This window comes from Actinomycetota bacterium, from assembly GCA_030776725.1.
Taxonomy (GTDB): domain Bacteria; phylum Actinomycetota; class Nitriliruptoria; order Nitriliruptorales; family JAHWKO01; genus JAHWKW01.
The window spans coordinates 1-18295 of the sequence record JALYHG010000232.1; the positions used below are offsets into that span (position 1 = coordinate 1).

An 18295-nucleotide genomic window follows, 5' to 3' on the forward strand; every position below is an offset into this window, starting at 1 on the left:
GTCGCCTCGACCTCGTACCCAACGATGTCCTCGGGATCCAGCGACTCGAACAGGTCACGTCTCATCGCCCGTTCGCCGGTCAGCTTCGGGAGCACGTGCAGGAAGAACCAGTTCGCGACCGGACCCCGGTCGAACAGGCCGAGCGACATGCCCGCCCCGCCGATCGACACCGCACCGATCAGTCGGTCGACGTGATCGGGACGGAGATCCACCAGGTCGGCGTCGAGGAAGCAGATCACGTCGGAGTCGGCGGCGGCGACGCCAGCGACCATCGCGCGTCCCTTCCCGGCGCGCGGCTCGGTGACGACGCGAGCGCCGTGCCGGCGGGCCACCTCGGCGGTCGCGTCCGTCGAGCCGTTGTCGACGACGATGACCTCCTCGACGAGTCCCGCGGACTTCGCCGCATCGATCACGTCACCGATCGTCGCTTCCTCGTTGTACGCGGGGATGATGACGGTGCCGCTGGCGGTCACGAGGCAGCCGGATGCTCGTCCGCTTCCCGGTCCTCGACCAGCTCCACCAGCACCCCGCCGGTGCTCGCCGGGTGGACGAACGCAACGGTGTGCCCCCCACCGCCTCGGCGCGGGGCGGTGTCGATCAGACGAACCCCGGCGTCGCTGAGCTCGGCCAGCGCGTCGGCGACGGAGGGGACCGCGAAGGCGACGTGGTGCATCCCGGGGCCGTGACGGTCGAGGAACCGCGCAACGGTCGAACCTTCGCTGGTCGGCGCGATCAGCTGGATGTAGCCGTCGCCCACCCGGAGCATCGCTTCCTCCACGAGGTCCGTCTCGAGCACCTCGCGCCCTTCCAGCTCCGCCCCGAACACCCCTTCCCACAGCGCGATGGCAACGTCGAGATCGTCGACCGCGAACGCGACCTGTTCGATGCGGGTCAGCTCCACAGGCATCCTCCGATCGGGCCGCGCTCATCCTGCCGGCTCGCCGCCGACGTCCGCCAACCGCCGGGCCGTCCAGCTGGCCGCTTGCGGGAGGCGCTCACCGCTGCGCGTACGATGGCGCGGCACCCACGCCAGGAGAACGGCCTGTGAGCAACCAAACCGTCATCGTCGGCTACGCCCGCACGCCGATCGCGAGGTTCAGCGGTGGCCTCGCGCCGCTGTCGGCCACGAACCTCGGTGCCATCGCGATCGACGCGGCGCTGCGCAAGGCCGGCGTCGCTCCCGAACAGGTCGGCTACGTGGTGATGGGTCACGTGCTGCAGGCCGGCCAGGGACAGATCACCGCTCGGCAGGCCGCGGTGGAAGCCGGCGTGCCGATGACCACCCCAGCAGTGACCGTCAACAAGGTGTGCCTGTCGGGGATGACCGCCATCGCCGACGCGGACCGGCTGATCCGCGCCGGTGACTTCGACGTGGTCGTCGCCGGGGGGATGGAGTCGATGACCAACGCCCCGTACCTGCTGCCCCAGGGCCGTTTCGGGTACCGCATGGGTGACGGGACCCTGGTCGATGCGATGATGTGGGATGGGCTGACCGACCCGTTCGAGCACGTCAGCATGGGAGCTGCCAGCGACGACGTGAACACCCGGCTGCAGATCGACCGCGAGGCGCAGGACGAGTGGGCCGCCCGGTCGCACGAGCGGGCCGTGACCGCCTGGAAGGAGGGCCTCTTCGCCGACGAGGTGGTCTCGGTGCAGGTCCCCTCGGGCCGGGGCAACCGAGGTGAGGCCGTGATCGTCGAGCAGGACGAGGGCATGCGACCTGGCACGACCGCCGAGCGCCTGGCAGGTCTGCGCCCCGCGTTCAGCCAACAGGGCACGATCACCGCCGGGAACGCGTCGCAGATCTCGGACGGGGCTGCCGCACTCGTCCTCACATCGCGCGACAAGGCCGACGAGCTCGGCTTGAGCGCCCTGGGCACGGTCCGGGGTTGGGCGACGGTCGCCGGCCCCGACAGCTCCCTGCACAACCAGCCCAGCCGGGCCATCGCGGCGGTCTCCGAGCGGCTTGGCGACGATCCGGCCGCCTACGACCTGTACGAGATCAACGAGGCGTTCGCAGCGGTCGCGATCCAGTCCGTCCGTGACCTCGGCCTCGACGAGGACCGGGTGAACGTCAACGGCGGCGCGGTCGCCCTGGGCCACCCGATCGGCGCGACCGGTGCCCGGATCACCATCACGCTGTTGGCTGAGCTGGCCCGCCGCGGCGGTGGGCGCGGCGTCGCAGCGCTGTGCGGCGGCGGCGGACAGGGGGACGCGCTGGTGGTCGACGTCTCCGATCACGACCCGGTCGTCTCGTAGCGGGTGACCTCGGCGGACGTCGGCGACCTGATCGAGGGCCTCGACAAGGGCGAACGCCGTGCCCTGGCCCGGTTGCTGACGCTGATCCAGGACGGCGGTCCCCACGTCCTGCGTGACGTGGTCGAGGCGCTGCACCCGCGGACCGGGAACGCACGGGTCATCGGCGTCACCGGGTCGCCGGGTGTGGGCAAGTCGACCCTGACCAACAGCCTCGCTGCGGAGCTGCGGTCGAGGGGCCAGACCGTGGCGGTCGTGGCCATCGACCCGTCCTCGCCGTTCACCGGCGGGGCGCTCCTCGGCGACCGCGTCCGGATGCAGTCGCACTACGCCGATCCGGGGGTGTTCATCCGGTCGATGGCGGCCCGCGGGCACCTGGGCGGGATCGCGTTCGCGACGCCCCAGGCCGTCCTGGTCCTCGACGCCGCCGGTTTCGACGTCGCGATCATCGAGACGGTCGGGGTGGGCCAGTCCGAGGTCGAGGTCGCTGCCACCGCGGACACCACCGTTGTGTGCGTCGCCCCGGGCATGGGCGACAGCATCCAGGCGGCGAAGGCTGGCATCTTGGAGGTCGCCGACGTCTTCGTGATCAACAAGGCCGACCACGGCGGGGCGGGCAGGACCGAGTCCGAGCTGCGCGCCATGCTGGAACTCGGACACCAGCTGTCGTCCGGCGGCCCGGACGAACACCGGTGGATGCCCCCGATCGTTCGCACGGTCGCGGTCCGCGGAGACGGGATCACGGAACTCGTCGATGCCCTCGAACGGCACCACCGCTACCTCGTCGACCACGGGATCCTCGACGTGCGACGCCGGGAGCGCGCCCGCCAGACCATCCGCGAGATCGCCGTCGCACAGGTCCGTGAACGGATGGCGACGGCGGCTGGCGCCACCGACCCTCTCCTCGACAGGCTCGCGGAGGACGTCGCGGCGCGAGAACTCACCCCCTACGCGGCCGCCGACCAGCTCCTCGAGGCGTTGGAGGCCTGACCGCTTCTCGACCCGCGGTGCTACAACGGCACGGTTGGCGGCGACAGGGACCGTGGTGGGCGCACAGGCGGCCAGCCTCCCGCTGCCACCGGTCGACGAGGTCGTCCCGGGAGTGTGGGTGCTCCCGGTCCCCATCCCGATCAACCCGCTGCGCTACGTCCTGGTCCACGCGCTGCAGGTCGGTGACAGCCTGGTCCTGATCGATGCCGGATGGGACACCACCGAGGCGTGGGACGCGCTCGGCGCGGGCCTGGCCGAGGTCGGGGCGACCGTCGCCGACGTGGCCGGGGTCCTGGTCACACACCTGCACCCCGACCACTACGGGCTGGCGGGGCGGATCCGGGATGCGTCCGGGTGCTGGGTGGCCCTGCACCCTGCCGACGCCGCGCTGCTGGCCGACCGCTACATCCACATCGACGACCTCGTCGAGGCAACCCGCGACGTCCTGGTCGAGGCCGGCGTTCCCGCCGACGAGGTCGGCGCGCTGGCCACCGCCAGCGTCGAGGTGCGCGAGTTCGTCGCGCTCGCCGAGCCGGACATCCTGATCGAGGACGGGTCCCGCGTCGACCTGCCGGGCTGGGAGCTCACCGCGATCCACACGCCCGGCCACACCCCGGGCCACCTGTGCTTCCGCGAGAACCGGCTGCACATCGTGTTCACCGGCGATCACGTCCTGCCGCGCATCACCCCCAACGTGTCCTACCACCCGCAGTCGGGCCCCGACCCGCTGGGGGACTACCTCAGGTCGCTGGAACGGGTCCGTGGCGAGAGCGACGTCCTGGCGTTGCCAGCGCACGAGTGGCGCTTCCACGGCCTGGCGGCGCGCGTCGACGAGTTGCTCCGCCACCACGAGCAGCGCCTCAATGAGATCACCGACATCGCTGCGGCCGGCGCCCAGACCGCCTGGGAGGTGGCACAGCGCCTGTCGTGGTCCCGCCCGTGGGACCGCATCGAGGGCTTCATGCGGCGCATGGCCGTCGCCGAGGTCCACGCCCACCTGCTCCTGCTCGAGCGACGCGGTGTTCTCGCGCGGATCGGTGACCGCCCGGCCCGGTGGTCGCCGCCCACGTGAACCCCACCCGGAAGCGGACGGCCGTCATCTGGCCAGCTGTTCCGCTCCCCGCGACGGTGGACCGTAACCGCCCCCCCGCGCCTGCGATCCGACGGTTACCGTCTCGCACACGTGCGGCGACAGGCCAGGAGGCCCCGTGATCTGCGTCAACTGCGGGTACGACAACCCCCCCGCGACCCACTACTGCGACAACTGCGGCGTGGAGCTCGGGCGGAGCACGACGCCCGACACCCACCCCGACGAGGTCGTGGACGACCCCGGCGCTGCGGGAGGCACGTCGTTCACCCAACGGTCGCAGGCGCCCGAAGGCGGCCCCGAGGAGGACGAGACGGGCAGCTGACGGCACGTGCGGGGTCGTGGCGGCGTGGCAGACTGGCCGTGTTGCGGTCCAGCGGGCCTCGCGACGAGGAGGAACCCGGCACATGGCCGAGTCGCGCTGGGATGAGCTGTACGAACGGTGGCGCGAACGGTACGCCGCCAGCCCGGAACGTGACGGACCGTTCCGGACCATCTCCGGGGTGCCGCTCGACCCCGTCTACGGCCCGCACAACGTCACGCTGGACGCCGACCGCATCGGCTATCCCGGGGGGTACCCCTACACGCGCGGCGTGTACCCCTCGATGTACCGCGGACGCAGGTGGACGATCCGCCAGTTCGCAGGGTTCGCCGACGCCGAGCAGACCAACCGGCGCTACCACGACCTCGTCAACGCCGGCCAGCACGGCCTGTCCGTCGCGTTCGACATGCCCACCCTGATGGGGCTGGACTCCGACGACCCGCGCGCGTTCGGCGAGGTCGGCCACTGCGGCGTCGCGGTCGACTCCGTCCGAGACATGGAGCGCCTGTTCGACGGGCTGCCGCTCGGGGAGCTGACGACCTCCATGACGATCAACGCCTCGGCGGTGACCCTCTTCTGCATGTACGCCGTCGTCGCCGAGCGCCAAGGCTGGACCCTCGATCAGCTGGGCGGGACCCTGCAGACCGACATCCTCAAGGAGTACATCGCCCAGAAGGAGTGGCTGTTCCCGCCGCGACCGCATCTGAAGCTGATCGGTGACCTGATCGAGTTCTGCACCGAACGGGTGCCGCGGTACCACCCGTTGTCGATCTCCGGCTACCACATCCGCGAGGCCGGCTCGACCGCCGCGCAGGAACTCGCGTTCACGCTCGCCGACGGGTTCGCGTACGTCGAACTCGGCCAGCAGCGCGGTCTCGACGTCGACGTGTTCGTCCCGCGCTTCAGCTTCTTCTTCGACGCCCACATCGATTTCTTCGAGGAGATCGCCAAGTTCCGCGCGGCGCGGCGGATCTGGGCCCGTTGGCTGAACGAGCGCTACGGCGCACGTGACGAGCGGGCCATGCTGATGCGGTTCCACACCCAGACGGCCGGTGTGTCGCTCACCGCGCAGCAGCCCGACAACAACGTCACGCGGACCACGATCGAGGCGCTGGCGGCCGTCCTCGGTGGCACCCAGTCGCTGCACACCAACGCGCTCGATGAGGTCCTCGCGCTGCCGTCCGACCACGCCGCCAAGGTCGCGTTGCGCACCCAGCAGATCCTCGCCGAGGAGACCGGCGTGACCAACGTCATCGATCCGCTGGGCGGTTCCTGGTACGTCGAGGCGCTCACCGATGAACTCGAGCGCCGCGCCGAGGACTACCTCCGCCGCATCGAGGAGATGAGCCCGGCCGGGTCGATGATCGAGGGGATCCTGCGCGGCATCGACGACGGCTGGTTCATGTCGGAGATCGCCGACGCCGCCTTCGCCTTCCAGCAGCGGATGGAGAAGGGTGACTTCGTGATGGTCGGCGTCAACGCCTACACCGACCCGACCGACAACGACGAGCTGGACGTCCTGCGGATCTCTCACGAGATCGAACGGGCACAGCGCCAGCGGGTCGCCGACGTGCGGGCGGCCCGCGACGACGGCGACGTCGCAGGCGCGCTCGACCGGCTGCGGGCGGCAGCGCAGAGCGACGACAACCTCGTGCCGGTGATCATGGACGCTGTCCGGGTCGACTGCACGGTGGGGGAGATCTCCGAGGCGCTGCAGGACGTCTGGGGCACCTACACCGAGCCTGCGCGGCTGTAGGCGTGGAGCAGCAAGACGCCGTGCCGATGGAGTGGTGGGAGGAGGATGCCGCCTCCACCCCGGCGGAGATCCGCCGTCGCCACGTCGCCAACAAGGCCAGCTGGGAACGAGCCGCAGCGCACTACACCGACCAGGTCGACGACGACATCGCGTTGCTTCGAAGCGGCGCCAGCACCGTGCATCCCATCGAGCGGGACCTTCTGACCCAACACGCCGGTCCGCTGACCCAGTGGTGCGGACTCGCCGTCCACCTGCAGTGCGCATCTGGGCGCGACACCCTGTCGCTGCTCAACGAGGGCGCCCGCCGGGTCGTCGGCATCGACATCGCCGAGGCGCATGTTCGCAACGCGCGCCGCAAGACCGCCGCGCTCGCCGCCGCCGCGACGTTCCACTGCTGTGACGTGCTCGACGCCCCGCGTGAGCTGGATGGCAACGTGGACCTGGTCTACACCGGACGGGGCGCGATCGGCTGGCTCCACGACCTCGACGGATGGGCGCGCGTGGTGGCCCGGCTGCTGGCACCCGGCGGGTGGCTCAGCCTGTTCGACGACCACCCGGCGAGCCACCTGTTCGACGCCGACGCCGACCACCTGGCCTACAGCGGCGTCGACTACTTCCACGGCTCGTCTGCGGGGTACGGCTTCTCGCAGAGCTTCGTCGACCACCTAGGTATCCCCGCTGACGAGGCACTGCTGACCCACGACCGGCTGTGGACCTTCGCGGACCTGTTCGCGGCCATCACCGACGCGGGGCTGCGCATCGTCCACCTCGGCGAGCACCCCGAGCCGTACTGGGACCCGTTCCCGAACCTGCCGGACCACCTCCAGTGCCGCATCCCGCAGACGTTCTCCATCCTCGCGCGCCAAGGAGACCGACCATGCCGGTCCTGATCACGGCCGCAGAGACCGCCGTCGGGCAGGCGCTGGTGCACCGCATCGCCGCGACCGGCGGGGAGGTGCGTGCGTACTGTGGCCCCGACGCCCCGCTGGCGCTGCTGCGCCAGGCCGGTGCCGTCTGCGCCTCCGGATCCCTGCTCGACGAGGGCCACCTCGAGACCGCCATGGAGCAGGTCCACACCGTGGTCCACTTCGCTGTCCGGCTCGACGTCGACATCCCCGAGCAGCTGTTGGAGGAGACCGCCACGGTGGTCGCTGCGGCGGTCGGGGCCGGCGTCCGACGGCTCATCGCCGTGTCGCTGCCCGGGCCCGACCCCGGAGCGCCGGACCGGGTCCGCACCGTGGCCGGTGAGGCCGAGGCGGTCGTCGAGGCGGTGGACTTCCCGAGCGTCGTCGTGCGGCCGTCGCTGGTCGACACCGAGGAGCTGCGCGCGGCGTTGGCCCGCACACCGCTGGGCCGTTCCACCCTCGACAACGCCGTCGCACCGGTTGCGGTCGAGGACCTGGTGGACGTGCTCGCCTCGCTGGACGAGCGTCGCGACCTGGTCGGCGACCGCCACATCGTCCTGGCCGCCGACGGGCCGGAGGTCGTCCCGCTGGGCGACTACCTGCGTCGGGTCGGCATCACCCCGCTGTCGTTGGCGGCCCGCACGGCGACGCGGCTGCGCTCCGGCGCGAACGAGACGCTCCGGGAGGCGCTCGGCGGGCCGTGGACCTCCACACCTGACGTCAGCGACGCGTGGACGCTCGCCGGCATCACACCGCGCTCCCCGCTGGCGGCCACCTCGCCGCCGCCCTAGTCGCTCTCGCCGAGAGACCTGCGCACGACGTAGTGGTCGTCGAGCTCCACGACCACGTCGAAGCCGGCGTGTTCGTAGAGCACCAGATCGCCCCGGTACAGGCGCTCCGGCGAGTCGTCGGAGCGCGGCGGGTACGCCTCGACGGTGTGGAAGCCCTGACGCTCGAAGGCGTCGACGGCGGCGTCGAGGAGCCGCTGTGCGACGCCCCGGCCGTACCCGTCAGGCGCCACCACGAGGCACGCGACGACCGCCGTTCGTTGGGTGCGCGCGGGCAGCGGCGCCGGGACCTTGAGGTGTGGCAGTTCGACGCGCGACGTGGCATGGCACCACCCGACCGCGCGGTCGCGGTCGAACGCCACCCATCCCCGGACCAGACCGACCTCGGCCAGCTGCTGCATGCGGGCACGGTTGCGGGCGGCGTCGCTCGGATCGAACTCGTCGGCCGGCCCCGGGAAGGTGTCGTAGGCGCAGTAGGAACCCGCCCACGGCTGCCCATCCGGGAACGCGTCGCCGCCGAGGAAGTCCAGCCACGCATCCGTCAGCTCCGGGCTGAGCGGGCGGACCGACACCCGGTCGGCCCCGTCCGCCTCTGGGTGCTGCTCGTCGTCCGAGCGAGCCTCACGGACCAGCAGGACGGTGACGACCGCCAGCAACACGGCGAACGCTCGCGACAGCACCGGCGCCGGGAGCGCCAGGGCGAGCTCCGCGCCGAGCAGCGCCCCGATCATCCCGCCGAGCCCCAGCTCGAGTCCCGCCCGCCAATCGCTGTACCCGCGACGGGCGTGGGTGAGCGCACCGAGCGCCGCGGTCGGCAGGATGATCGCCAACGACGTGCCCTCGGCCAGGTGCTGGCCGTACCCGAACAGGATGACCAGCGCCGGCACGATGATCGCACCCCCGCCGATGCCGAGCAGGGCCGACACCGCGCCGGTGACCAACCCCAGGCCGAGGTGCGCGGCGAGCGACGACCAAGCGACGTGCACCACAGCGCCCCCGCCGGTCGGTTCGGACGAGCCGGAGACCAGTAGCCGGACCGCCATGACCGCGAGCAACCCCGCGAACAGCCACCGCAGCCGTCGTTCCCGGACGCGTGGCATCAGCCACGCCCCGCCCTGGACCCCAGCCACCGCCCCGACCGCCACGGTCGCGGCTCCCAACCAGGCCACTGCCCCGTCGAACGCGAACCGGGTGGCACCCACCGCGGCAGGGATCACGATCGCCACGAGCGACGTGGCATGTGCGACGTGTTGCGGGCGGTGCAGCACCAGCACCAGCACCGGGACCAGCAGCACACCACCGCCGATGCCGAACAAACCGGCGAGGAACCCAGCGCCGAACCCGCCCGCCACGGCCAGGAGGGTCTGGCGGCTCACGGCTCGCGCACCCGACCGCTCCTCTACACTCCGCGGCGCCTTTCCGAGGGAGGCTACGCGAGGGCGATCGACGCTCGAGATCAACTCGTGCTGCAACAAGCGCCACCGGTCGGGGCAGCACACACCGCGGACCGGCGCACGATCGCCCGCTCGTCGCCGGAGACGATCGGTCCTTCATGGGTGACTACGTGACGCTCGAGGTGGATGCCGCACGCCGGGTGGGGACCATCCGCCTGGACCGCCCCAAGATGAACGCGCTCAGCCGGCAGGTGTGGCGGGAGCTCGCCGAGGCAGCGCGTGAAGCCCGTGACCGCGACGACGTGGGAGCGGTGGTGGTGTGGGGCGGCCCGAACGTCTTCGCGGCCGGGGCCGACGTCAAGGAGTTCCCCGGCCTCGACGTCCGCACCGCCCGAGACGAGCTGGGGCCGCTGCTGCGCGACAGCCTCGCCGCGGTGGAGCAGCTGCCGCAGGTGACGATCGCCGCCGTGCACGGCTACGCCCTGGGTGGCGGGTGCGAGCTGGCGATGGCATGCGACTTCCGGTACGCCGCCGATGATGCCACGCTCGGCCAACCGGAGATCCTGCTCGGGCTGATCCCCGGCGCCGGCGGGACCCAGCGTCTACCGCGTCTGATCGGCCTGTCGCGGGCCAAGGACCTGATCTACTCCGGACGGACTGTGTCCGCCCAGCAGGCGGAGCGTTGGGGGCTGGTCGACCGGGTGTACCCCGCCGCCGAGCTGTACGACGCGGCGGTGGCGGCAGCGGCCGGGTTCGCCGCCGGCCCCTACGCCTTGCGGCTGGCCAAACAGGCGATCAGCGACGGCGTCGAGATGGCGCTCGAGGAGGGCGTGCGCCTGGAGTCGTCCCTGTTCGCTCAGTGCTTCGCCACCGAAGATGCGCGGATCGGAGTGCGCAGCTTCATCGAGCAGGGACCGGGGAAGGGGGAGTTCACCGGACGGTAGTGCGACCGCGAACAGGCATGGAGGGACCATGGCCGCCAACCGCACCGGCACCCGCCGGGACGTCTCCCAGATGGGGATCAAGCAGAAGCAGTCCGTCTACCACGACTGGGAGGCGCGGAACTACGACGCGAAGTTCTCGATCTCCTACGACGAGCGCTGCATCTCCTACTCCCGTGACCGGTTCCGGAAAGCCATCCCCGACGGCGGGCGCTTCGACCACGTCCTGGAGGTCGGCGCGGGCACCGGGTTCTTCGTGACCAACCTGTGGCAGGCGGGGATCGTCGGCGACGACGTGCACGTCACCGACATCTCGCAGGGGATGCTGGCCGTGTGTGTCCGCAACGCCTCCGAGCACGGCCTGCAGGTGGCGGCCGCGCACGCGGACGCGGAGGCACTGCCGTACGCCGACGAGCGCTTCGACCTGGTGATCGGCCACGCGTTCCTGCACCACCTGCCCGATCCCGCGGCGGCTGTCCGCGAGGCCTACCGGATCCTCAAGCCGGGAGGGTCGCTGGTGGTCGCCGGGGAGCCCAGCCTGTGGGGCGACAGGATCCTGCGGCGGGTGAAGCGGGGAACCTACCTCGGGTTCCGGGCGGTGACGGCACTGCCACCACTGCGGTCGTGGCGCCGCCCGCCCGGTCACACCGGCGAGGACCACGGTGAGTTCGACGGCGACCCGGACGTGTCCGCGTTGGAGTGGGAGGTCGACCTGCACACCTTCGCGCCCGGTGACGTGGAACGGATCGCCCACGACGCCGGCTTCGGCGACGTCCGGACGGTCACCGAGGATCTCACCGCCAACTGGTTCGGTTGGGCGGTGCGCACCATCGAGGGCTCGACGGCCCCCGGCAAGCTCGGGGCGCGCTGGGCCCACTGGGCCCACCGCACGTTCCTCCGCCTGCAGACGCTCGACGAACGGCTGCTGTCGCGCGTCGTGCCACGTGACCTGTTCTACAACGTCATCCTCCACGCACGGAAGACCTGAGGGCTTCACGGCGGCTTCACGATGAGCGAGCCCGACGCTGTCACAGCGCACGTCGACCAGGACGTCGTCGACGAGGCGCTCCGTCACCACGTCGACCGGGCGGTCGCCGCAGCGGTCGCACGGGAGAGCACTCGCCGTGCCGCGTTGCTCGCCTCCGACCTCGCAGCGGAGCTGGACTTGCCCGACGCCCTGCGGTTGCGGCCACCACCGCGGCTGCGCTACCCCCGTTGGGGATGGCGCCAGGCCATCCGGTTCGCGCTGCATCGACGGATGCACACGGCCCAGTACCGCCAGCTGTTCCGTCGCTACCTGTGGCACCGACTGCGCAGCCCCGGCGTGGAGTTCCAGGGTCTGGTGTTCACCGGTCGGCGGGTGGAGCTGTACGCCCGCCCCGGACACGGCCGGCTCGTGATCGGTCCGTGGTGCTGGATCGGGAACGACAACAAGCTCCGCGCTCACGAAGGGCAGCTCACGCTCGGCGAGAAGGTGGTCATGGGCCGCGACAACGTCGTCAACGCCTACCTCGATGTCGAGGTCGGCGGCGCCAGCATCATCGCCGACTGGGTGTACGTCGTTGACTTCGACCACCGCTTCGATCGCCTCGACGTCCCGATCAAGGACCAAGGCATCGTCAAGGCCCCCGTCCGCATCGGTCGTGACGTGTGGATCGGGGAGAAAGCGTCGGTCCTGCGCGGCGTCGACGTCGGTGACGGCTCGGTGATCGCGAGCCACTGCCTGGTCAACCGCGACGTCCCGCCGTTCTCGGTGGCGGCGGGGGTTCCGGTGCGGGTGGTGCGATCCCGGCTGCCGCGCGGCATGCCACCGGATGAGGCGCTGGGTCTGCTGCGTTCCGGTCGGCCGATCCCCGGCGACCCGCTCGAGGCGCCCCCCGGCGAACGACCCGACCGTCCCTGACCGCAGCGGCCGCCGTCCGGCGACCACGCGCTCGGCAGTGGCCCGGCGTAGCATCGGGCAGGTGAACCGGACGGTCGGGATGCTGGTGATCGCCCTGGGGGTGGGGGCGGTCATCGTCGGCGTGCTGATCTGGTCCGGAGCCTTGTCCTGGTTCGGTCGCCTCCCCGGAGACATCCGCATCGAAGGTCACAACACCCGGGTCTACATCCCGATCGTGTCGATGCTGCTGATCTCGGTGGTGCTCAGTCTCCTGTTCACCATCTTCGGTCGGTTCTTCCTGTGACGTGACCCCGGTCTGGCGCACCTCGGACGAGCCAGCAGCTACGGTCGCGTGGAGCCCGGGAGGTTGCAGTGACCGTCGTGGACGATCTCCGCGTCGTCCTGCCCACAGACGCGGTCATCTCCGACCGGGACGTCCTCGGCTCTTATCGGCGCGATCGTGCGGGGCTCACCGAGGCCGGCGATCCCGCCTGTGTCGTCCTGCCGCGGGATGCTGAGGAGGTGGCGACGGTCGTGCGGATCGCCGCCGAGTCGGGTACGCCGGTGGTGCCACGGGGCGCCGGCTCGGGCCTGTCCGGGGCGGCGAACGCGATAGACGGATGCATCATCGTGTCACTGATGCGGATGGACCGCATCGTCGAGATCGACCCCGACAACCTCTTGGCCGTCGTCGAACCGGGAGTGCTGAACTCCGCGCTGGCGGCGGCGGTCGCCGCTCACGGGCTGTGGTACCCGCCAGATCCGGCGAGCCGGGAGTTCTCCACGATCGGCGGGAACCTGGCGACGAACGCCGGCGGACTCTGCTGCGTGAAGTACGGCGTGACCGGCGACTTCGTTCTCGGCCTGGAGGTCGTCCTCGCCGACGCCCGCGTCGCCCGCTTCGGACGGAGGACGGTCAAAGGCGTCGCCGGCTACGACCTCGTCGCGCTCTTCGTCGGTTCGGAGGGGACCCTCGGCATCATCACGCAGGCGACGCTCCGTCTCCGCCCGCGACGTCCCCCTCCCGCCACGCTCGTGGCGACGTTCGGAGCCCTCGCGTCGTGTGGCGACGCCATCGCCCGGATCATGCGCAGGACGGTGCCCGCACTGCTCGAGGTGCTCGACCGCACGACCATCCAGGCGATCAACGAGTGGAAGCGGATGGGGTTCGGCCCTGATACGGGCGCCCTGCTGGTTGCCCAATCCGACGTCGCAGGCGCGGAGGCGGGAGAAGAGTTGGAGACGATCGAACGGTGCTGTCGCGGTGCTGGGGCCGTGTTCGTCGCCAGGTCGTCGGACCGGGACGAGGCCGACGAACTGATGGCAGTCCGCAGGTTGGCGTACGAGGCGCTCGAACGGCAGGGTGCGACGCTCCTCGACGACGTCGCGGTCCCGCCGGCCCGCGTCCCGGAGCTCTTGGCCGGCATCGAGGAGATCTCCGCCGCGCGCGGGGTGGTCATCGGCACGTTCGGGCATGCCGGTGACGGGAACATGCATCCGACGATCGTGTTCGACCGCGACGATGTCTCCGGGATGGCAGTGGCCCGTGCGGCGTTCGACGACATCGTCGAGCTCGCGCTGCGCCTCGGAGGCACGGTGACCGGCGAGCACGGTGTGGGTGTCCTCAAGCGCGCTCACCTGGCGCGCGAGTTGGGCCAGACCGGCGTTGACGTGCACGGTTGGGTCAAGGATGCCTTCGACCCGGGGAGCATCCTGAACCCGGGGAAGGTGATCATCGAGCGAGGTCCGCGGCCGCCCGTACGACTCCACCAGGGCGGCGATGCATGATCGCATCGCCAGCCTCGGGGTCGGTGATGACTTACCGTCGGGGCGGCAGCTGGCGGCCGAGTTCACGATGACCGCTGTCGTCGCGTACGACTTCGGCAGGACGAGCTGCCGCGGTGTGGTCGTGGTCGACGGCACGCCAGGGGAGGTCGTGACGGAGGCGACGGAGGCGACGGTCATCGATCTGGACGGTGAGCAGGCGGTCGTCGACACGCTCCGGCGGCTCACCGAGCGTCTGGATCCTCCGCCGGTTCAGGGCGCGGCGCTCGGACTGACCGGCATGCAACAGGCGTCGACGAAGCTGGAGCGAGTCGTCGAGGCCCTGAGCGGCCTGCACGGACAGGTGAGATCGGTCGTTGCCAGTGACGTGACGATCGCTCACGCGGGCGCGCTGGGCGGGCGCCCCGGCGTCGTCGTGCTCGCAGGGACGGGCGCGGCCACGCTCGGTGTCTCCCCGACCGGCGAACCGGTGCATGTCGACGGTTGTGGCTACCTGCTCGGCGACGCAGGCAGCGGCTTCCGTATCGGGCGCTCCGGGCTCGCTGCTGCGCTCGCCCGCCGTGATGGTCGCGGCGCGCCCACCGTGCTCGTCGAGCTCGCCGAGGATCGGCTCGGGCCGCTGTACAACCTGCCTGCCCGCATCCACGGGGCGACGAACCCTGCACGCGTCGTCGCCGGCTTCAGCGACGCGGTGGCGGTTGCAGCCCGTGCCGGTGACGAGATCGCACAGATGATCTGGACGCACGCCGCCGAAGATCTCGCCCGGAGCGCGGCTGCGGCCGTCGAACGACTCGCGGCGCGCACACCGCGATCGGATGCCGCCTCCTGGTCTGTCGCGGTGTCGTGGGCCGGCGGCCTCTTCTCGAACCGCGATCTGCTCCTCGACCCCTTCCGGGAACAGCTCGCACAGCTCGCACCCACAGCCGTTGTCACCCCGCCACAGGGAGATCCGCTCGACGGCGCGGCGCTGCTCGCCCGCGATGACCGCACCTGCCACGAACGTCTCCTCCTCCACCGTCACGGAGCGAGCAGGCGGCCGACGAACGAACCAACCGGGACGCATGCAGCGTCCCAGAGGGGAGAGGGATGATGGAACGAACACGGTCCAAGCTAGCGGCGATCGCCGCTCTGTTGCTGGTGTTCGCCGCCTGTGGCGGCGCCGAGACGGAGACGGACACCGACCAGCCGGTTGACGGGCAACAGGGCGACGCCGCTGCTGGGAGCATCGAGGTCTGGATCATGCAGCCGGGCACGGAAGCGGTCGAGAACATCGTCCGCGACCAGGTCGAAGCCTTCCAGCAAGACACCGGCGCCACCGTGGACCTGCAGTTCGTCCCGTGGCCGGCAGCGCACGACCAGTTCGTCACCTCGATCGCCGGTGACCGCACGCCAGACGTCGCCGAGATGGGTACCACCTGGACGCCGGAGTTCGGCGAGATGGGCGCACTGGCTGCCGTACAGACCGGCGAGCAGGACTTCGTCGAGAGCCTCGTGGAGAGCGGGACGATCGAGGGCGAGACGTTGGGTGCCCCGTGGTACGCAGGTGCGCGTGCGCTGATCTACCGATCCGATGTCTTCGAGGATCTCGGCTTGGAGCCGCCACAGACCTGGGACGAGCTCATCGAGGCCGGGAAGGTGATCGACGACCAGACCGATCTCTTCCCGTTCGGGGTGATCGGCGGGTACACGCACCTGTACCTACCGATGATCTGGCAGTGGGGCGGTGAGATCGCCGTCGAGACCGGCGGCACGTGGGAGTCGAGGATCAACTCGCCCGAGGCGGTCGAGGCCTGGACCACCTACGCGGACCTGTTCGAGCGTGGCTGGGCTCCGGAAGGCGCGCTGGGGTGGAACTCCGCCGACCTACGCGAGGCCTTCGCGGCCGGCGACTTCGCGATGATGATCGGCGGGGGGTGGGATCTGTCCGCCATCCTCGACAGCGCCCCGGACCTCGAGGGCAAGGTCGAGTCGGTCCTGACCCCCGAAGGGCCGGCCGGCAACCGCGCCGCGTTCGCCGGAGGCAGCCACTTCGTCATCTTCGAGGGCAGCGACAACCCTGATCTCGCCCAGCAGTTCATCAACCACATGCTGGAAGAGGAACGGGTCGCGGAGTTCGCGACGGAACTCGGTTTCCTTCCGGGGACCGAGAGCGGGATCGAGGCTTCCGGGCTGCTCGACGACCCCCTGTACAGCCCCTTCGCCGAGCAGCTGCGCGACCACTCCCGCACCTACCCGGCGTCGGGCGCGTGGGGCACGCTCGAGGGTGAAGGCGTCTTCGTCACCGCGATGGAGCAGATCCTGGGAGGTGAGCGCACCGTCGAGGAGGCCCTCAACGAGGTCGCGGAGCGCATGAACGAGGCCTTCGCCGGCTGAGGAACGTCCGTGTCCGCACCGGCACAGACCCCGACGCAAGACCCACGTCTGCGGCGGCCCGGCGGGCCGGCGCCGCCGCAGGCGAGGTGGGACCGGACGTGGTTCGAATCCCGGGCGCTACCGATCGTGCTCGTCGTGCCCGCCGTGATCGTCATCTTCGGCGTCATCTTCTACCCGCTCGCGCGCACCTTCTGGCTGTCGGTCCACGAGGCGGGGCTGCAGTCGCTGGTCACCGGCGATATGGAGTTCGTGGGGCTCGGGAACTACATCGAGCTGTTCCGCAACAGCCACCTGCGCATGGTCTTCGTCCAGACGGCGCTTCTCGGGCTCTCGGCCGTCGCCGGGACCATGCTGTTGGGACTGGCGGTTGCGCTGCTGCTGAACCAGAGGTTCCGCGGCCGGGTGCTGCTGGGAGTCCTGGTGCTGCTGCCCTGGGCGGTGCCCGCGGTCGCGGCGACGATCGTCTGGAAGTGGATGTTCAACGACCAGTACGGGATCGTGAACTGGGCGCTCGCCGGGGTCGGCCTGGAGACGTTCGCGGGCTACCCGTGGTTCAACGCCCGCGTGCCGGCCCTCTTCGTCGTCTGGCTCGTCGTCGTGTGGCAGTCGTTCCCGTTCGTCGCGATCTCGCTGCTGGCGGGGTTGCAGTCGATCCCGAAGGAGGTCCACGAGGCGGCCCAGATCGACGGCGCCACCGCGTGGAAGCGTCTGCGCTACGTCACGCTTCCGATGCTGAAGCCGCTCATCCTCGTCCTGCTCGTGATATCGACGATCTGGGACTTCAAGATCTTCGACCAGGTCATGGTGATGACCGGTGGAGGACCGGCACGCCGCACGGAGGTGATCGTCGTCACCGTCTACCGGGAGGCGTTCACCCGCCTGAACTTCGGGATGGGCTCGGCGCTGGCGGTTGCGCTGTTCGTGGTCCTCGTCGCCTTCACGCTGTTGTACATCCGCGTCGCCAGAGACGAGGACGAGCAGCTGTGATCCGCCGGACGGTGGGACGCGTCGGCATCGCCGTCTCCGCAGTGGCGGTCGGCCTGTTCGCCGTCTTCCCGTTCTTGTGGATGATCCTCACCTCGGTCAAGCCCCGCCCGGAGATCCTTACCGCGACCCCGATCTTCATCCCCAGCGAACTGGTGCTCGAACGCTACGTCGACGTGCTCCGCCGCGGCTTCGCGACGTACCTGCGGAACTCGCTGATCGTCGCGGTGACCACCACGGTCGCGGGCGTCAGCGTCGCGGCGCTCGCCGGCTACTCGCTGGCCCGCTTCAAGCTGCCGCTGCGCCGCTACCTCGTCCTCGTCGTGCTGAGCACGCAGATGTTCCCGATCGCGGCGCTCATCATCCCGCTGTTCATCGTCATGCGGAACCTCGGCTTGCTCGACTCGCTCCTCGGGCTCGTCGTCACCTACATGGCGTTCACGACGCCGCTGTCGATCTGGATCCTCCGCGGCTTCTTCCTCGGTATCCCGGAGGAGCTGGAGGAGGCGGCGATGGTCGACGGGGCGACGCGCGTCGGGGCGATGCTCCGGGTGGTCCTGCCGCTCGCCGGACCCGGCCTCGCCGCGGTCGGCGTCTTCGCGTTCATCGCTGCGTGGCGGGAGTTCTTCGTCGCGCTCACGTTCATCACCGACGAGCAGACCTACACCCTCCCCGTCGCGCTCGCGCGGTTCGAGGGCCTCGCACACATCGATTGGGGAGGGATCATGGCCGCGAGCGTGCTCTTCACCTTGCCGGTCGTCGTCTTCTTCCTCTTCGTCCACCGGCGGCTCACCCAGGGCATGATCGCCGGGTCCGTCAAAGGCTGAGCCAA

At 70.6% G+C, this 18295-nt stretch carries 19 protein-coding genes; 16 read left to right on the plus strand and 3 right to left on the minus strand.

Features of this window, described 5'->3' with window-relative positions; genetic code table 11:
* Together M3N57_11225 and mce are read right to left on the minus strand one after the other, a co-directional pair.
* On the minus strand, nucleotides 1–473 hold a 473-nt coding region (locus M3N57_11225), incomplete at its 3' end, for a glycosyltransferase (protein MDP9023239.1).
* Nucleotides 470–907, minus strand: a complete 438-nt coding sequence (mce, locus tag M3N57_11230) for a methylmalonyl-CoA epimerase (protein MDP9023240.1) — start codon at nucleotides 905–907, stop codon at nucleotides 470–472. The genes M3N57_11225 and mce, both read right to left, overlap by 4 nt.
* Nucleotides 908–1044: 137 nt before the next feature.
* Here mce and M3N57_11235 point away from each other — a divergent pair, with 137 nt between their 5' ends.
* The 7 genes from M3N57_11235 to M3N57_11265 all read left to right on the plus strand — a co-directional run bounded on the left by M3N57_11235 (nucleotide 1045) and on the right by M3N57_11265 (nucleotide 8107).
* Nucleotides 1045–2259, plus strand: a complete 1215-nt coding sequence (locus M3N57_11235; protein MDP9023241.1) for an acetyl-CoA C-acetyltransferase — start codon at nucleotides 1045–1047, stop codon at nucleotides 2257–2259.
* A 3-nt stretch (nucleotides 2260–2262) separates the two neighbouring features.
* Nucleotides 2263–3246, plus strand: coding sequence for a methylmalonyl Co-A mutase-associated GTPase MeaB (meaB, locus tag M3N57_11240; GenBank protein ID MDP9023242.1), 984 nt, complete (start codon nucleotides 2263–2265; stop codon nucleotides 3244–3246).
* A 34-nt stretch (nucleotides 3247–3280) separates the two neighbouring features.
* Nucleotides 3281–4318: an MBL fold metallo-hydrolase gene (locus M3N57_11245; protein MDP9023243.1), complete on the plus strand. Its 1038-nt coding sequence runs from the start codon at nucleotides 3281–3283 to the stop codon at nucleotides 4316–4318.
* A gap of 136 nt (nucleotides 4319–4454) precedes the next feature.
* Nucleotides 4455–4658 carry a hypothetical protein gene (locus M3N57_11250; protein MDP9023244.1) on the plus strand — a complete coding sequence of 68 codons (204 nt, stop codon included), beginning with the start codon at nucleotides 4455–4457 and terminating at the stop codon, nucleotides 4656–4658.
* A gap of 82 nt (nucleotides 4659–4740) precedes the next feature.
* Entirely contained in the window at nucleotides 4741–6411 is a 1671-nt protein-coding gene (locus tag M3N57_11255; GenBank protein MDP9023245.1) for a methylmalonyl-CoA mutase family protein, read from the plus strand.
* A gap of 2 nt (nucleotides 6412–6413) precedes the next feature.
* Entirely contained in the window at nucleotides 6414–7301 is an 888-nt protein-coding gene (locus tag M3N57_11260; protein MDP9023246.1) for a class I SAM-dependent methyltransferase, read from the plus strand.
* Nucleotides 7289–8107: an NAD(P)H-binding protein gene (locus M3N57_11265; GenBank protein MDP9023247.1), complete on the plus strand. Its 819-nt coding sequence runs from the start codon at nucleotides 7289–7291 to the stop codon at nucleotides 8105–8107. The genes M3N57_11260 and M3N57_11265 overlap by 13 nt, the downstream gene beginning before the upstream one ends.
* Here M3N57_11265 and M3N57_11270 read toward each other — a convergent pair.
* Nucleotides 8104–9480, minus strand: a complete 1377-nt coding sequence (locus tag M3N57_11270) for a GNAT family N-acetyltransferase (GenBank protein ID MDP9023248.1) — start codon at nucleotides 9478–9480, stop codon at nucleotides 8104–8106. The two genes, M3N57_11265 and M3N57_11270, sit on opposite strands and share 4 nt — an antisense overlap.
* A gap of 176 nt (nucleotides 9481–9656) precedes the next feature.
* Here M3N57_11270 and M3N57_11275 point away from each other — a divergent pair, with 176 nt between their 5' ends.
* The 9 genes from M3N57_11275 (at nucleotide 9657) to M3N57_11315 (ending at nucleotide 18290) form a co-directional block, all read left to right on the plus strand.
* Nucleotides 9657–10442, plus strand: a complete 786-nt coding sequence (locus M3N57_11275) for an enoyl-CoA hydratase/isomerase family protein (protein MDP9023249.1) — start codon at nucleotides 9657–9659, stop codon at nucleotides 10440–10442.
* Nucleotides 10443–10470: 28 nt separating this feature from the next.
* On the plus strand, nucleotides 10471–11427 hold the full coding sequence (locus M3N57_11280) for a class I SAM-dependent methyltransferase (protein MDP9023250.1): 957 nt from the start codon (nucleotides 10471–10473) through the stop codon (nucleotides 11425–11427).
* 21 nt (nucleotides 11428–11448) lie between these two features.
* Nucleotides 11449–12342: an acyltransferase gene (locus M3N57_11285; GenBank protein ID MDP9023251.1), complete on the plus strand. Its 894-nt coding sequence runs from the start codon at nucleotides 11449–11451 to the stop codon at nucleotides 12340–12342.
* A gap of 61 nt (nucleotides 12343–12403) precedes the next feature.
* Nucleotides 12404–12625: a DUF2905 domain-containing protein gene (locus M3N57_11290; GenBank protein MDP9023252.1), complete on the plus strand. Its 222-nt coding sequence runs from the start codon at nucleotides 12404–12406 to the stop codon at nucleotides 12623–12625.
* 68 nt (nucleotides 12626–12693) lie between these two features.
* Nucleotides 12694–14109 carry an FAD-binding protein gene (locus M3N57_11295; protein ID MDP9023253.1) on the plus strand — a complete coding sequence of 472 codons (1416 nt, stop codon included), beginning with the start codon at nucleotides 12694–12696 and terminating at the stop codon, nucleotides 14107–14109.
* A complete protein-coding gene (locus M3N57_11300) occupies nucleotides 14102–15196 on the plus strand; it encodes a hypothetical protein (GenBank protein ID MDP9023254.1) in 1095 nt (364 codons plus the stop codon). Before M3N57_11295 ends, M3N57_11300 begins: the two co-directional genes overlap by 8 nt.
* The gene (locus M3N57_11305; protein MDP9023255.1) at nucleotides 15196–16479 is read left to right on the plus strand and encodes a sugar ABC transporter substrate-binding protein; all 1284 of its coding nucleotides are present in this window, start codon (nucleotides 15196–15198) and stop codon (nucleotides 16477–16479) included. Before M3N57_11300 ends, M3N57_11305 begins: the two co-directional genes overlap by 1 nt.
* 135 nt (nucleotides 16480–16614) lie before the next feature.
* Nucleotides 16615–17466: a sugar ABC transporter permease gene (locus tag M3N57_11310; GenBank protein MDP9023256.1), complete on the plus strand. Its 852-nt coding sequence runs from the start codon at nucleotides 16615–16617 to the stop codon at nucleotides 17464–17466.
* Nucleotides 17463–18290, plus strand: a complete 828-nt coding sequence (locus tag M3N57_11315; GenBank protein MDP9023257.1) for a carbohydrate ABC transporter permease — start codon at nucleotides 17463–17465, stop codon at nucleotides 18288–18290. Before M3N57_11310 ends, M3N57_11315 begins: the two co-directional genes overlap by 4 nt.
* Nucleotides 18291–18295 lie beyond the last annotated feature (5 nt).

What these genes read in the sequence shown, in the direction of transcription:
- mce (MDP9023240.1), bottom strand. Translation starts at nt 907, where the DNA reads ATGCCTGTGGAGCTGACCCGCATCGAACAGGTCGCGTTCGCGGTCGAC.
- M3N57_11255 (MDP9023245.1), top strand. Translation starts at nt 4,741, where the DNA reads ATGGCCGAGTCGCGCTGGGATGAGCTGTACGAACGGTGGCGCGAACGG.
- M3N57_11265 (MDP9023247.1), top strand. Translation starts at nt 7,289, where the DNA reads ATGCCGGTCCTGATCACGGCCGCAGAGACCGCCGTCGGGCAGGCGCTG.
- M3N57_11275 (MDP9023249.1), top strand. Translation starts at nt 9,657, where the DNA reads ATGGGTGACTACGTGACGCTCGAGGTGGATGCCGCACGCCGGGTGGGG.
- M3N57_11280 (MDP9023250.1), top strand. Translation starts at nt 10,471, where the DNA reads ATGGCCGCCAACCGCACCGGCACCCGCCGGGACGTCTCCCAGATGGGG.
- M3N57_11285 (MDP9023251.1), top strand. Translation starts at nt 11,449, where the DNA reads ATGAGCGAGCCCGACGCTGTCACAGCGCACGTCGACCAGGACGTCGTC.
- M3N57_11300 (MDP9023254.1), top strand. Translation starts at nt 14,102, where the DNA reads ATGCATGATCGCATCGCCAGCCTCGGGGTCGGTGATGACTTACCGTCG.
- M3N57_11305 (MDP9023255.1), top strand. Translation starts at nt 15,196, where the DNA reads ATGGAACGAACACGGTCCAAGCTAGCGGCGATCGCCGCTCTGTTGCTG.